Source organism: Microcoleus sp. POL10_C6, assembly GCF_036701585.1.
In the GTDB taxonomy this organism is placed as follows: domain Bacteria; phylum Cyanobacteriota; class Cyanobacteriia; order Cyanobacteriales; family Microcoleaceae; genus Microcoleus.
Genome location: NZ_JAUBRB010000034.1, coordinates 57,836 through 72,878, shown reverse-complemented (window position 1 = coordinate 72,878; position 15,043 = coordinate 57,836). Strand labels below are relative to the sequence as shown.

Annotated in this window: 12 protein-coding genes; 4 read left to right on the top strand and 8 right to left on the bottom strand. The window is 45.8% G+C overall.

Annotated elements, in window-relative coordinates:
• Positions 1-215: 215 nt before the first annotated feature.
• The 4 genes from pyrR to QUA34_RS19100 all read right to left on the bottom strand — a co-directional run bounded on the left by pyrR (position 216) and on the right by QUA34_RS19100 (position 3,087).
• A complete protein-coding gene (pyrR, locus tag QUA34_RS19115) occupies positions 216-749 on the bottom strand; it encodes a bifunctional pyr operon transcriptional regulator/uracil phosphoribosyltransferase PyrR (protein WP_333083995.1) in 534 nt (177 codons plus the stop codon).
• 267 nt (positions 750-1,016) lie between these two features.
• A complete protein-coding gene (cbiB, locus tag QUA34_RS19110; protein ID WP_333329208.1) occupies positions 1,017-2,096 on the bottom strand; it encodes an adenosylcobinamide-phosphate synthase CbiB in 1,080 nt (359 codons plus the stop codon).
• 108 nt (positions 2,097-2,204) lie between these two features.
• A complete protein-coding gene (locus tag QUA34_RS19105; RefSeq protein ID WP_333329136.1) occupies positions 2,205-2,606 on the bottom strand; it encodes a GFA family protein in 402 nt (133 codons plus the stop codon).
• A 37-nt stretch (positions 2,607-2,643) separates the two neighbouring features.
• Positions 2,644-3,087: an Rrf2 family transcriptional regulator gene (locus tag QUA34_RS19100; RefSeq protein WP_333077293.1), complete on the bottom strand. Its 444-nt coding sequence runs from the start codon at positions 3,085-3,087 to the stop codon at positions 2,644-2,646.
• Between the two features lie 265 nt (positions 3,088-3,352).
• Between QUA34_RS19100 and QUA34_RS19095 the strand changes: the two genes are divergently transcribed.
• The 3 genes from QUA34_RS19095 (at position 3,353) to QUA34_RS19085 (ending at position 8,086) form a co-directional block, all read left to right on the top strand.
• Complete coding sequence (locus QUA34_RS19095; RefSeq protein ID WP_333060228.1) at positions 3,353-3,742, top strand: AbrB family transcriptional regulator; 390 nt, start codon at positions 3,353-3,355, stop codon at positions 3,740-3,742.
• Between the two features lie 108 nt (positions 3,743-3,850).
• Positions 3,851-4,069, top strand: a complete 219-nt coding sequence (locus tag QUA34_RS19090; protein WP_333388910.1) for a hypothetical protein — start codon at positions 3,851-3,853, stop codon at positions 4,067-4,069.
• 351 nt (positions 4,070-4,420) lie between these two features.
• Entirely contained in the window at positions 4,421-8,086 is a 3,666-nt protein-coding gene (locus tag QUA34_RS19085) for a PAS domain S-box protein (RefSeq protein WP_333388909.1), read from the top strand.
• 286 nt (positions 8,087-8,372) lie between these two features.
• On the opposite strand, the gene QUA34_RS19080 is transcribed toward QUA34_RS19085, so the two are convergent.
• Positions 8,373-9,476 (bottom strand): site-2 protease family protein, encoded by a 1,104-nt coding sequence (locus QUA34_RS19080; protein ID WP_333329142.1) that lies wholly within the window; start codon positions 9,474-9,476, stop codon positions 8,373-8,375.
• Between the two features lie 634 nt (positions 9,477-10,110).
• Here QUA34_RS19080 and QUA34_RS19075 point away from each other — a divergent pair.
• Positions 10,111-11,187 (top strand): DUF3616 domain-containing protein, encoded by a 1,077-nt coding sequence (locus QUA34_RS19075; RefSeq protein ID WP_333388908.1) that lies wholly within the window; start codon positions 10,111-10,113, stop codon positions 11,185-11,187.
• Between the two features lie 140 nt (positions 11,188-11,327).
• Here the strand turns inward: QUA34_RS19075 and QUA34_RS19070 are convergent, their stop codons facing one another.
• The 3 genes from QUA34_RS19070 to QUA34_RS19060 all read right to left on the bottom strand — a co-directional run bounded on the left by QUA34_RS19070 (position 11,328) and on the right by QUA34_RS19060 (position 15,001).
• Positions 11,328-12,965 carry an AAA family ATPase gene (locus QUA34_RS19070; RefSeq protein ID WP_333329148.1) on the bottom strand — a complete coding sequence of 546 codons (1,638 nt, stop codon included), beginning with the start codon at positions 12,963-12,965 and terminating at the stop codon, positions 11,328-11,330.
• Between the two features lie 189 nt (positions 12,966-13,154).
• Positions 13,155-13,439: a DUF2470 domain-containing protein gene (locus tag QUA34_RS19065; protein WP_333329151.1), complete on the bottom strand. Its 285-nt coding sequence runs from the start codon at positions 13,437-13,439 to the stop codon at positions 13,155-13,157.
• Between the two features lie 194 nt (positions 13,440-13,633).
• Positions 13,634-15,001, bottom strand: a complete 1,368-nt coding sequence (locus tag QUA34_RS19060; protein ID WP_333329154.1) for a WD40 repeat domain-containing protein — start codon at positions 14,999-15,001, stop codon at positions 13,634-13,636.
• Positions 15,002-15,043 lie beyond the last annotated feature (42 nt).

Sequence of the window (15,043 nt, the reverse complement as noted above, 5' to 3'; positions counted from 1 at the left end):
AACTTATATTTAACTCACCTTGAATATATCGATCGCTCCTGCTAGTGGTCTGCGATCAATTATTCAGCAAACCCTAAGTAGATCCACCTAATTAAACGAAAAATACGGCTCGCGCTCAAGCTTGCTGTGTAAGTCTTCTTCCTTCTTCCTTCTTCCTTCTTCCTTCTTCCTTCTTCCTTCTTCCTTCTTCCTTCTTCCTTACTTCCTTCTACTTATCAACCCTTAATTAACTCCACTCCGTCGCGCCCGTCCAGATCTTGAACGTAAACCTTAACTTGTTCTTCCTTTGCAGTCGGCAACTTTTTACCCGTAAAATCCGGCTGAATCGGTACTTCTCGGTGGCCACGATCGACTAATACCGCTAACCAAATTTTCTCCGGTCGCCCGTAATCGTTAACCGCATTCAAAGCCGCTCGACTCGTTCTGCCTTTATATATAACGTCATCTACCAACACTACAGTTTTGCCCGTTAAATCGAAAGGAATTTCGGTTTTAGCCGGTGTCCGCATCGCAACTCGATCCAAGTCATCTCGGTAAAAGGTAATATCCAAAGCGCCCACGGGTACTTTGACTTGTTCGAGGACTTCAATTTGATCTGCCAAAATTTGAGCTAAAGGCACTCCTCTACTATGAATGCCCAACAGCACTAACTCCGAGGGATTCCCTGATTTTTCGACAATCTGGGAAGCGACGCGGGTGAGAGTGCGCCTCACTTCATCAGGGGATAAAATTTCGATAATTTTAGTCATGGGTTGCTGCGAGCTAATTGTTGGCTGTTGGCATATCGAACAATTGGAGATTTGAGATTTGAGATTTGAGATTGACTTGACAGAGGAATCTGGGGGTTTGAACAAAGGTCAAAACTTTTTTTTGCTTTTGTCGGTGGCTGATCTCTGTCTTCTGCTGGACTTAGCCCGAATGGATGAAAAGCAGATGCTGCGATTGCTTGCAAGCGGGCGAACAATGACAGAAATACGTTATTTATGTCTCCTGGACTGTTCGGGTGAGGTCATCAGTTAGCGGCTCAAACATAAGAAGGTATAAAAAAGCAATGATAGTCCCAACCAAATCAGAAAGCAATACCGAGTTAATTGCAATGCTTGGCAAATTAGCGGCGCTGTGATAGGGTGATCCGGCTCGCCTAACAGCGGTTTGTGTTTGAGAACTCCGCGATAGGAATTAGTACCTCCTAGTTGTACTCCCAAGATGGCGGCGTAAACGCACTCGCTCCAACCGGAATTGGGGCTGGCATCTTTAACAGCATCTCTCTGACAAATTTGCCAAATGTAAATCGGTTTGCCCGATATAACGGCTAAAGTAATCACTGTTAGCCGACAAGGAATCCACGTCAGCACGTCTTCTAGTTTGGCGCTAAACCATCCTAAATCTGTGTATGGGGCTTCTTTGTAGCCGATCGTAGAATCTAATGTGCTGGCTGCTTTGTAAGCGATCGCCAAGGGGACTATAGCAGTCGCCCACATCGAGTTAGGATCGATCGGCGAACCGGTAACACTTAATAATAGATGCGGCAGAGCGAACCCAAGTAAGGCATAAAATAGCGGTGCTGTCACGCCATCGACTGCATTCTCTGTTACAGTTTCTAACAATGCTCGCAGAATTTCTGGCTCGGATAAGTTTTCGGTATCCCGGCCGACGTAAAGGCTCAACCTTTCTCGCGCCTTGACTAAATCTCCAACATTTAAAGGTGCTAGCACATCCTCTGCAGCCGCCCTCAAACTGCGACCGGCAAAACAGCTTGCCAGCAAAATGGTCTGTATGGCAATACCTAAAAGAGGATGTACCCAACTAGCAGCTTGGGCGATCGACCAACTGACAGTATAACTGCCTACAATCAGCCCGATCGCTAGTATTGTACCAGCACATCGTAGCAGCAGTTTGTGCCGCTCGCCAGCGGGACGATTCTCTGCTTCAGGCATTTTGCCTGCGGGATTATTCCATATATTAAAGACAAGTCGAGTATAGCGGTCGATCGCCCAACCCATCGCCTGCACCGGATGTGGCCAACCCCAAGGATCGCCGATCGAATAATCCAACACCGCAGCTAAAATCAAAACAGGAAATTCATCCGGCATCATTATATATTTTGTCAAACTTGATAGTCCGTCCGACCAGGAGCGATCGCAATGGTAGCGCAGGTTTTAACTGCTGCTACCTTTGGGGACTTTAATTTTTTAGCAGCAATTTTAACTGCTGAGATTACTTTCGTCGCGGAGCAAGTGTACGTTCTCCTCCCAATTAACACCGTCAAAGGGTAGTATCTGAAAGTGTTTGATGGCATCGTCGTCAAGACAGCGGACGTTGACATCGAAATGATCGGGATGCGATCGGGGGCGATAGAACGAGTGAATGCCGCAAATTCCGCAGAAAGTATGTTGAGCAGTTCCTGTATTAAATGTATAGGTGGTCAAAACATCTTGGCCACTGAGCAAGGTAAAACGTTCCGGCGGCACAATGAGGTGCAAAAATCCCTTCTTTTTGCAGATAGAGCAGTTGCAATCTGATGCTTCGTGTTTGTCAACGGCGACACGGAAGCGGACAGCTCCGCAGTGACAGCCACCAAAGTAAGTAACAAGTGTTGCGTCCATGTGTGCTTGCTGGCGATCGAATGAATGAACTTACCATTTAAATGATAAAGCTAGTTTCTTCCCCAAGAGCCGCTTGCCAACTGCGGACATCATAGTATAAGTCTTCGAGGGAAATACTGTACAGCGCTTCGGCAAGTTTTTTGTGCAATCGGTTCCACAAACTGAATGTTACCCAGTCCTCTGCTTGCGTCGCGTCGGGAAAATGTCGAGGTAAAGGTTCAATAGTTTCACCTACAGCCTCTAAGATTTGTCCTAAAGAGATTTGAGCGGGCTGGCGGGCCAATTGATATCCTCCTTGGGAACCCCGAACAGATTGGACTAAACCGGCTCGTCGCATTTCAATCAGCAATTTTTCTAGATACGGAGCAGGTAACTCCTGTCGCTTCGCTATCGATTTCACCGATGTCGGGCCATAGCGAGGTTGCAAACTTAGATCCAGTAATGCTTTGACACTGTAGTGTCCGCGTGTGGTTAACTTCATGGGATTTTAAGAGCGGGGCAAATATTCAGCTAGCTGATAGCTGATAGCTTATGCTACCGAGTTTAGAGATTGCTCGCATCGGTTGCAGCTACTCCTCAAGAAATACTGCAGGTTGTTAAAAATATTTAGATAATAGTGGTTAACAATTGAGCCGATCGGTGTAATATAGTTTTACGACCAGCTATAAAGCTAAAGTTTCTTGGTCAAACCAAAAACCAACCGAGAAAAAATCCGTACACCAGTTGAATATTTCAGGACTCAGTAAATGGCTAAAAAGAAAAATATCGAACCCCTTGAAGGCGAAGATCTGATCAAAAAGGTCAAAGACCTAGAGAACCTTACCAAGGAAGAAAAAGCTAGAGCCTGTGGCTACTACACCGTTACCAAGAACGGCGTAGAACGGGTCAACATGATGAAATTCCTGAATGCGCTGATTGATGCAGAAGGCATTCAGCTAGACGGGAAGCAAAACGGCAATGGACGTGGCGGACGCTCTGCCAGCTATCGGATTAGCGTTCAATCTAACGGCAACTTACTGATTGGAGCTGCCTACACGAAACAGATGGAACTCCAGCCAGGAGATGAATTTGAAATCTCTCTGGGACGCAAGCACATTCACCTGCGCCAAATTGATCGAGAAGAAGAAGTAGCCTAGGCCTTTACGACTTGCTTTGACTTCTTGCTTGAACAGGTTGGTTTGACTTCAAGCATTGACTCCAAGCAGACAATTGGCTCTGAAATCTTTCTGTGAGCCTCAAACAGTATGGCTTCTATAGATGGCAATGGCTCGACAACAGCCACTGCCACTACTTTATATTTTCCGAGAATACCTATTCTCGCCCCTCGCTCTATCCGTTTGGACAAGCGGGGGATTTTCCGCGTAGCTGTTAAAGAGAAGTTCGGCAACGGATTGTGTACCGGATGTAACGGATGTAAGGCATGGATGTTCACCAAGGGATTGTATAGCGGATTTAACGGATGAATGTTGAGTTTCGATGGTCGAGGTTCCAGGCAAGAAGCAGGTTTGGTTGAGCTAGGAAACTCACGAAAGCAAGAAAATGGCGGAGGTATTCTCAGCTAACAGTGCGTCATACCCGTTGAAAACAAGAGTGCAACTGTAGCGAAGCTCGAAAGCAAGAGCTTCATCATTCATTCGGAATTATTTAATCTAAAATCTAAAATCTAAAATCTAAAATTGTATAAGTCTCGTGCTTGCTCCTGATTTGTGTCTGTATGCGAGGGGTTTTGAGGGCAAGGAAACACCTCGATCGCCCGTGAGTGAAATTACAGGCTAGAACAGTTAAAGTGTTAGGGAGCAATTAGTCATCAGCCTATGCCGTTGCCCCGATTCGCGAGTAAAACTTCTCAACACCAAACAAAAATCTCCCTGCGTCGCCTTCTAGTGGCCTCTTTTGTGCTGCAAATTGTCGCCGTAGTCGGGATTGTCGGGTATCTGTCATTTCGCAACGGAGACAAAGCAGTCGAAGAACTCGCCGATAAATTGATCGCGGAGACGGGAAAGAGAGTTGAAGAAAAGCTGATTTCTTTTCTCGAACCTACCCAGTGGGTAAATAAACTTAACGCTGAAGCGATCGAGCGCGGTGAATTAAACTTACAGTTAGAAAAGCCGCAGCCTCGGGGAGAGAAGTTCCTTTGGCAGCAAATGCGCTCGTTTAAAAGCATTCAATGGATATCCTTCGGTGCTGAAAAATCAGGAGAATATCTCGGCATTTGGCGCAACCCCACGGATAACAGCTTGCAAATTGTCGCGGCGAACAAGTCTACCAACTTTCAGAACATATACTACGCTACAGACGGCCTAGGAACTCGCACCGCTAAATTAAAGGCAGAACCCGGAACCTACCATGCCCGTCTCCGCCCCTGGTACAAGGAAGCTGTCGCAGCTAATAAACCGATTTGGACGAGCATTTATCCGGGTTTTACTCCTGGGACTGTTTTTATTGCTGCCAGCCAACCTATTCGCGATCGAAATGGTAAATTGCTGGGAGTTAGTGCAGTAAACTTTTCGCTCTTGGAACTTCAGCAATATCTCCATCGCATCAAGCTTAGCAAAACGGGACAAATTTTCGCGATCGAACGATCGGGCTTGCTGGTTGCCAGTTCGAGTCAAGAATCACCCTTTAGAAAGATGCCGGGAAAGCAGCAACTGCAGCGGGTGAATGTTTTAGACAGCCAAACTCCTGTCATTCGCACCGCAGCTAAATATTTGTACGAACACTTCGGGGGCTTTGGCGACATTAAGCAGCGGCAGCAACTGAAATTTAGCCGAGACGGGCAGGAATATTTTGTGGAAGTGCTGCCTTTTTCTGATGTTTACGGTTTGAACTGGGTGATTGCGATCGCAGTTCCCGAATCCGATTTCATGGGGCAAATTAACAAAAATACGCGCACTACAATTTTACTTTGTTTGGTGGCGCTACTGCTATCGACAATTGCTGGAGTGCTGACAGCGAGGTGGGTAACGCTGCCGCTGCTGCGGCTCAACGAAGCAGCTAAAGATATTGCCGCCAGAGACTTCGATCGCGCTGTGGCTGTCAGTAGGCTTGAGGAAGTCGGCGAATTAGCCCAGTCTTTTAACGAGATGGCAGCTCAACTGAAACAGTCTTTTCAAGCTTTGGCAGAAAGTGAAGAAAAATTTGCCCAACTGGTAGAAAATTTGCCTGTTGGAGTCTCGGCGATGACTCCGGGCGGCGCAGTTATTTTCATGAATTCGGCGGGTGAGCAGATATTGGGTAGGGGAGAAATGCCCGATGCTACTGCAACAGAGCTAGCAGAAGCTTATCAAACTTATATAACAGGAACCGATCAACTTTACCCGGCCGATCAAATGCCGTTTGCACGGGCGTTGAGTGGCTTCGAGGTGATTGCGGAAGATATGGATATTCGCCGAGACGGGAAAAATATTCGTTTGGAAGTGCGAGCACTGCCGGTGTTTGACGGTGCGGGGAATATCCTTTATGTTCTTACTGTTTTTAAAGATATTACGGCTCGCAAACAGGCAGAGCAAATATTGGCTGACTACAACCGTACTCTGGAAATTGAAGTAGTCGATCGCACGATCGAGCTAGCCTCGATCAATGCCCGCTTGCAGCTCGAAATTGAGGAACGCAAGCAAGCTGAAAAAATTATCCGTCAAGAGCGCGACTTTAACTTAAAGATTATCGAAAATTCTCCGATTTTTTTTGTGGCGATCGACTCTGAGGGTAAAATCCTGCTGGCGAATAACAGTATCCTGGAAGCGGTGGGCTATACTGCCACAGAAGTTGTAGGCAAGGATTACTTAGCGACATTTGTACCCCCAAGCGATCGAGCCGGATTACATTCAATTTTTACGGGCGTAACAGCGCGGGAGCAAACGGTTAACGAACATCGCATTCTCACTTCTGACGATCGGACTTTGTTAGTCGAGTGGCACGGCACACCGGTTCTCGACGAAGGTGGCCGCCTGGATTTCTTGTTTGGATTTGGGATTGATATTGGCGAGCGCAAACAAGCACAATTAGCCTTGGAAAAAAGCGAAGCTCTGTTTCACAAATTAGCGAGCACTGTTCCCGGAGAACTTTACATATTCGTGCAGCATTCCGACGGCTCAGTCAAGATGGAATATATCAGTCCTCGATGCCGAGAAATTCAAGAATTAGAGCCGGAGGAAATCCAGAACAACTCTGCTTTACTCTACGAACAAATGCACCCGGACGATCGATCCAGTCACTTCGAGGCAATTGTCAAAAGTGCCACTGATCTAGAACTATTTTCCCACGAGTGGCGGATTGTGACAGCATCGGGAAAACTCAAATGGCTGCAAGGTTATTCTCGACCAGAATTGCGCGAAAATGGAGATATTGTCTGGCACGGCATAATCATTGATACGAGCGATCGCAAACAAGCAGAACAAGAACTCAAACAAGCCAAAGAAGCCGCAGAAGTTGCCAACAAAACTAAAAGCATCTTTCTCGCCAACATGAGCCACGAATTGCGAACCCCCCTCAACGCCATTCTCGGCTTCGCTCAATTAATGGAACCCAGCGCTAATTTAACTTTGCCGGAAAAAGAAAATATCACAATTATTCGCCGCAGCGGAGAGCACCTGCTTCAGGTGATCAATCAAATCTTAGACTTAGCTAAAATTGAAGCTGGGCGCATGACACTCAACGCCAAACTTTTTGACTTGTACCGCTTGCTGGGGGACGTGCAAAATATGTTCCAAATTCCGGCAAAAAATAAAGGATTGCAATTAATTATTGACTGCTCTCCCGATGTTTCCCAATACGTGGAATGTGATGATATTAAGTTGCGACAAGTGCTGATTAATTTATTAGATAATGCGGTTAAATTTACCGAAACTGGTTCAATTTCAGTCACAGTAGGGCAAAAGCAATCAGGAATAATTAAGCCTACAACAAACGCTGTTTTAAATATTGGAGAACCTCAAAAAACAGTTTTTATTTGCTTTGAAATCTCCGATACAGGAGTGGGAATTCCCCCGGAACAATTAGAAAGCATATTTGAATTATTGGTGCAAACTTCATCCGAAAAGAAAGTTCAAACAGGTACGGGTTTAGGATTAAACATCAGCCGCGAGTTCATAAGATTAATGGGCGGCGACATTACCGTCGAGAGCGAAGTGGGACACGGTACAGTCTTCAAGTTTGACATTCCAGTTGTTATCGCAGCGGGTGCTGGTGAAGTCATCAATAAATATGTTGAAGTTAATGATTTATCGAAGAGTTCAAGTATGGCACAAGAAAAACTATCTGATAGTGCTGCAATATTTACGCTGAACTCCAAGCCGAAAGTTTCCCCAGAATGGACGATCAATCTAAAACAGGCAGTCCGTGAGGCTGACTTCGACTTGATTGCCACAACTATTGAGGAAATCGGCAGCGATAATGATGTTTTTGCGGAAGTTCTGAGGAATCATCTATATAATTTTGATTATCAAAAAATACTAGATTTGATTGCTGAAATTGAGCTGTAGATTGCTGAGTTTTCGGGTGTGGCTAAGCTCACCTTATCTATAAAGTAGCTGTTCTGCATTGATGCTCCCAGAACAGTTATTTGAGCGACTGCCACAATAGTCATGATAGGGCATAAAATCCTCGCTCAGATGCTCAATACACTCCGATAATTATCATGCTTGATTTGCTGCTAATAATTGAGTGTTTGACTTGACTTTTTTCAAGCTAGAGTTAACCCCCCCGATCGCCCTTTTGGTAAGGGGAAATCGAGGGGGTTAACTCTTATTTGTCAAGTATCGGAGGATATCAAGCAGGGTTCGCTTCGGCTCGTCTTTGTAACAGGCGGGCAATTTCAGCTTTTTCTACAAGTCCTACGAGAACGCCGTTTTCGCGAATGACGGGGAGTTCTTGTACTTTGAGTTGTTCTAGGAGGGTGACGACTTCGAGGAGGGATAATTCCGGTTTGACGGTGGTGGAAAATTCGATCGGCTTCAGGAGTTCTTTGACGAAAACTTGGGGCCAAGTTCCGGTAGGAATGGTTTTGAGGTCGTCTAGGTCGATCGCCCCTACCAATTGTCCGGCATCATCTGTTGCCAGGAACCTGCGCCAGGTTTGAGTGCTACCGATCACGTAGTTGTTGGCAAATTCTCTGAGGGACAAGTCTTGGGAGACGATCGGACTTTCGGGGGTAACAGCATCTGCGGCTGTCAGGCCTGCCAGTTGATTTTGGACTGTGGCATATTGGGCAGATTGACCGGCATTTTGTAGTAAGAACCAACCGATTACTAGATTCCAAATGTTGCCGAATACGCCTGTAGCAATGGCAATCCAACCAATTATTTGACCGACGCGGCTAGCAAAAATTACACCTTTGTAAGGGTTGCCAGTAATTTTCCAGACAATTGCTTTGAGGATGTTGCCGCCGTCGAGGGGCAAACCGGGAATTAAGTTAAATAAGGCTAAAACTAAGTTGATGGAAGCTAAAAGTCCGACGATGGCCGCTGCGGGGCCTGTGAGACCAGCACCGATGCCGATCGCTGTTAACAAACCGGATAACAATAAGCTGACCAACGGGCCTGCAATGGCTACCCAAAATGCTTCTGCGGGGGTTTTAGATTCTCTTTCTAAATTAGCCAGTCCGCCAAACAGAAATAGCGAAATCGATTTCACGCCAATTCCCTGTTTAATGGCTACCCAACTGTGTCCTAATTCGTGGGCTAAGACGGAAGCAAATAACAGTAACGCTGTGAATAATCCCAGCATCCAGGGCGCTACGGGGCCCAACGTGGGGAACAGGGCAGCTAGTGCACCGCCGTACTGCCAGGTTACTAAACCCAGAACTAAAAACCAAGATGCGTTGACAAAGAAGGGAATCCCAAACAGGTTGCCGACGCGAAATGTACCGTTCATAATGGCTACCTCTGATTTTACGAATGAGAGGTTTTTCTCTCTGTCTCCTTATCGTAACGAAACGTAACGGCGATGTTAATGCTTCCATTAGGGTGTTATCCGTCTGTGGAGGTTCGGTTTGCGGAATAATCACCGGTGACTGCGGTTGGGGCCGCCTGGGGTGAAAAATCCCTATCTGAAAGCGGAATCCCTCGCTATCAGGCATGAGGAGGATATTTTTTTAATTTTATGTTTTAGTTTTGAGTCGGTTTTAACTAAAATGTTGCACTTCTTTCATGAACAGGCAAGATGCCTGTTCCACGACAGATGAATTTTCTTTTTGCACCTCTGTCATGAACAGGCAAGATGCCTGTTCCACAACAGATGAATTTTCTTTCTTGTGGGGTGGGTACGCGAACAGGCAAGATGCCTGTTCCACAAAAATTAAATTTTCTTGTGGGGAGTAGGGGTTGGGCTTCTAGCCCGCCCATAAAAGCTTTATTGAGAATGGTGCAACATCTCAGTTTTAACTGAATGCAAGCTTTGAGACGGAAAATTAATTCCCGGCGGACTATTACACCTGTAGCAAGATATCAGTTTCAAGCAGCTTTAGCTATAATGACTGACCATAACAATACTTTTGATTCTAATAATTATGCCAGAATCCTTTTTGCTCGGCCGGCTGATGCTGCAATTAAACAGCGAAGCGGCTGATATTATTACAGACTTATCCGCTGTTGCTTTAACTCCCGATGGCAATTTGTGGGTGGGTTCCGATGAAACGACTTCGATCGAGCGTTTGTCACCTGTAGCGCCTCATATTTTTGGAGAACATCAAAAATTTGCGATCGCGGATTTTATCGATCTACCTGGAAAATCCGAAATCGATATCGAAGGAATGGATTTCAGCGGCGATTATCTGTGGCTGATGGGTTCTCACAGCACAAAACGCAAAAAAACTAAAGGCAAAGACGCAGACAAAGACATTGAAAGATTAGCACAAATCGAGACTGAGGTCAACCGCTATTTGCTGGCGCGCATTCCTATGAAAGACGGGATTTTGTGCGAGTCAATTTCCCCTTCAAACAATCCCGAAACCCAACTGAAAGCGGGATGTCTTCAGCGGACAGAAACAGGCAATTTGCTGACAGATGCGCTCAAAGATGACAGCCACATCGGCTTGTATTTATCTGTGCCGATTCCGAGTAAAGAAAATGGCTTTGATATTGAAGGGTTGGCGGTGCGCGGAAATCGCATTTTGCTCGGTTTGCGGGGGCCGGTGCTGCGGGGTTGGGCGATAATTTTAGAGATAGAAGTTGAAGAGGCCCAAGCGGGAGTTTTAAGGCTTAAGGAAATTGGGGAAGGAGGGAAATTGTACAACAAACATTTTGTTGATTTGAACGGTTTGGGCGTGCGAGAATTGTGCTGGAACGGGGAAGATTTGATTGTTTTAGCCGGGCCGACGATGACTCTATCTGGGGCGACGAGGGTTTTTCGGTTAAAGGGGATTTTAGGGCGATCGGGCGACAGTATTACTGGGCAAGATGGGGGAGATTTGGAGGTATTGTTTGACTTGCCTTTTAAAGTGGGTACGGACAATGCTGAAGGGTTGAGCCTGTTTCCCTATTTGGGCGGGCAGAATTCGCTGTTAGTGGTTTACGATTCGCCGGATGCGGGGAGAATGGTTGAGAAAAATGCTATTCTTGCTGATGTTTTTAAATTAGGTTCGTAGTAGTATGGTGCGTCATAACGGGAGATATTTGGGCTAATTAATCAGCCATGAAGTGACGCACCATGCGATTAGGAAGATGCGTCAGGTGTAATTGTTTCGAGAATTAATTAGACATTAACTGACGCACCCTAGAAATTAAGTTAATTGTCGATCGCATCCCTTCGCCGCTGGCTGTAGCGTTTCAATTCATCAATTAAGTGAGTATCGTTAGAAGCTGTTCTCGCGCCCGCTTCCGCCGCCCAGCGCTTCAAATCTTCAATTTGCGATCGCGCGATCGCAGCTAAAGGTACTGTATCCTCGATCGACCTCAAAATATCCTCGGTCATCAAATCCCGGCGCTGCCCGTTGACAAACGTGCCAAAGGCCCGATACAACCCATCTATTACCACTTGCTCAATTTCTGCACCGCTAAAATTCTCAGCGCGTTTCGCCAAAACCCCCAAATCAAACTCGCGCAATCTAGTTGGCCGCAAACGCTGCAAATGCACTTTAAAAATATCTTGCCGTTCCGATTCTGAGGGCAAATTTAAAAAGAAAATTTCATCAAACCTGCCTTTTCTGAGCAACTCTGCCGGCAAAATCCTGACGTTATTTGCAGTGGCGACAATAAACACCGGACTGGTTTTTTCCTGCATCCAAGTAATCAAACTGCCGAATACCCGGCGCGAAGTTCCCGAATCGCCGTCGCTGCCGCTGATAATGTTGCCGAAGGCTTTATCTATTTCATCGATCCACAAAACGCAAGGTGCGATCGCCTCTGCTAATTGTATCATTTGCCTGACGCGACTTTCGCTTTCCCCGACCACGCCGCCAAACAATCTCCCAGTATCCAATCGCAACAGTGGCAAACGCCATTCTGAGGCTATTGTTTTCGCAGATAAAGATTTGCCTGTGCCTTGAATTCCTACTAACAAAACTCCTTTTGGATTCGGTATACCGTAGCGACGCGCTTCGTCAGTAAAAGCATCTTGTCGCATCTTTACCCACTGTTTCAAATTCTCCAAGCCCCCCACACTTTTTAGGGATTCTCTGGAGTTAAAAAACTCCAAAATGCCCGTTTGGCGAATTGCTTGCTGTTTTTCCTCCAAAACTCCGTCAATATCTGACTCGTTAATTTGCTGTTTGGCGGCCAAAGCTTTAGCCAAAACCCGCCCGATTCTAGCGCGACTCAAACCCTGACAAGCTTTAACCAACTGTTCCCTTGCTAAACCGCTAACTTGCAACTGTTGCGGCTTTTCCACAACGTGGGAAATTAAACTGTCTATTTCTTGCACGTTGGGCAAAGGAAAATCAATTACTGTGACTTCTTCTTTCAATTCCTCCGGCAATTCCAGCGTGTGAGAAGTAAGAACTATAGTTTTTTTGCTGCGCTTCAATTCTCGCGTTAAATTTCGCAATTCTCGCACTACTGCCGCGCTTTTTTCGCTGTATGGATATTTCAAAATTGGGTGCAAATCCCGCAGTACAAATATTGTATATTCTTCAACAGCAGTTTTGCTAACGCGATCGAGTGCCGCCATTACCGAGCCTTTCCCAGAACCGTTATCCTCCCAGCCCCGCACAAGATCCCAGAACAACACCCGGCGCGCGGGAGTTACTTGCAGCGCTACTTGGGCAATTACGGCTTCGACTGGTTCCTCCTCCGCGCCGACAATGTACAGCAGCGAATAGCGGGCGCGAATCATCAAATCTAGTCGCTTTACCAGTGCCTCGAAATGGTTATTTTTACTGCCCTTGACGACATCTAATTCTTTGGGGCTTGGGTAATTTTCTGTCATTTTAGTGGATATTTTAGAGTAAAATTAAACTTTATTAAATATTTTTTTGGCAGTACGGACTTTAGTCTTTAAAAAAAACTTAACCTAACTAAAGGTTTTCACTAAGGACTTGAGTCCTTAACAACTATTTAACCAGACTAAAGTCCGTACTGCAAACGTTAAAATTATAACAGAATAGTAGGCAATTGACTACTTAGCAACTTTTCGAGCTTGTTTCACCATATCAATGAGAGTGTGGTGAGCATCTTCGGCGTCTTTTAAAGTGCGATCGAAATTTACTCTAACAGCCACTGTTTCGTCGTTGACTTTAGCGGTTAAATCCATGCCATTGGCATCAATAGCGAGCATTTGAGCTTCTGTTGCCTGCGGTTGGTCGCCAAATGCTTGAGCGTATAGCACGACAGCACTCGCGTGGTCTTCGTTCATGTGAGTGCAGATGCGATCGCTAATCTCAGTGGAAAACAGTTCTGACATGGGGAGATTCCTCGGATGCAATATCGATCGATTGTACTGCGATCGGTACAAAGTTTTCAACCGCGATCAATTGCATCAAGAGTTATGAGTGAGAGTAAAGGAGGAATAAGCAAGAACCCGAAGACAATAACACCGAGTTATTCATAAATTCATCAAGTCCTAATTAAACTTAATTAGCGAGATAATTAGTAAGATTAATTCCACCCTTGCCACGGGTTAACTTCAAGCACCCCAGAGGGTTTGAACACTACCTGAAATTGACTAAAAAGCTTTGGTTTACGAGCAGCTTTACGAGAGGAAGGAAGAGAAGTTTCTGGGAGAAAATCAACCGCTTCGTGGTTAAGTGGCTGATAATCTATAATTGCCCCTTCTTCATCCACCGCAACCCGATAAACTAATGAAGTGTTGAAGGTGGGAGTCGAGCGCCAACTATTGTCAATTTGGTCGTAAACTTTCCGGTTCAACTGTGCAATTTCACGGGGCGAGATAATTTCAGAAGGTGTTGCCTCTACCTCTGGCGCTGGAGAGTTAACCTGAGTCGCAAGCGGGACAGGTACAGGCCAAAGCTTAATAGTTTCATCTGCGCTACCGCTGGCTAAGACAGGATTTTGAGAACTAAAAGCGACAGACCAAACAGGCTTAGAATGAGCTGCAAAATTTGTCATCAGTTCGCCTGTTTTCAACTTCCACAGCTTGATAGTTTTGTCGTAGCTGCCACTAGCTAAAGCCTGTCCATCCGCGCTAAAAGCAACTGACTGCACCGGGCCGGAATGCCCTGTTAATGTATGCAGAACTTTTCCATTTGTAAACTGCCACAGCTTAACAGTTTTATCCGCACTGCCACTCGCTAAAGTTTTGCCGTCAGGACTAAAAGCAACTGATTCCACCGACCCGGAATGCCCCGTCAGCGTGTAATTGCCGCCATCATCAAGCCACCAAATCTTGATAGTTCCATTCTCGCTGCCGGTTGCTAAAATTTTACTGTCCGGACTAAAACCGACAGATTTAATCCAGTCTGTATCTGGAAGTGTGCGGAGTAGTTTCCCATCGGAAAAATTCCACACTTTTACAGTTTTGTCGGTACTTCCAGAAGCGAGTAACTTTCCATCAGGACTGATACTTATTGCCTTGACATCATCCGCATGACCTTTCAACGTATTGATGAGTATGCCAGTTTTGAGGTTCCACAATTTAATCCGGTTATCCCAACTCCCGCTAGCCAGAAGATTGCCGTCAGGACTAATGGCGAGGGATTCAATTGCATCGGTATGTGCTTTTATGGTGTAAAGTAATTTGCCGGTTTGCAAGTTCCAGATTTTGATAATGCCGCCATAACTCCCGCTGGCTAAAGTTTTGCCGTCTTGACTGAGTGCGATCGCATAAATCCACCCCGAATTATCTTTAAAACTGCGAGAATATTGAGTGAACAGCCCGGATTTAAACTGCGATACAGTTGTTTTCAATTCCGGAAGCGACCTAGACCAGCCGATGCCCGCCGCAGTTACAACCGCTGTTAGTGTCCACGCTGCTGAAACTTTCCATTTAACTGCTTTTGATATCATAAATATGGCCTCCACCACTCACTTTATGTAAAATAAATTTCC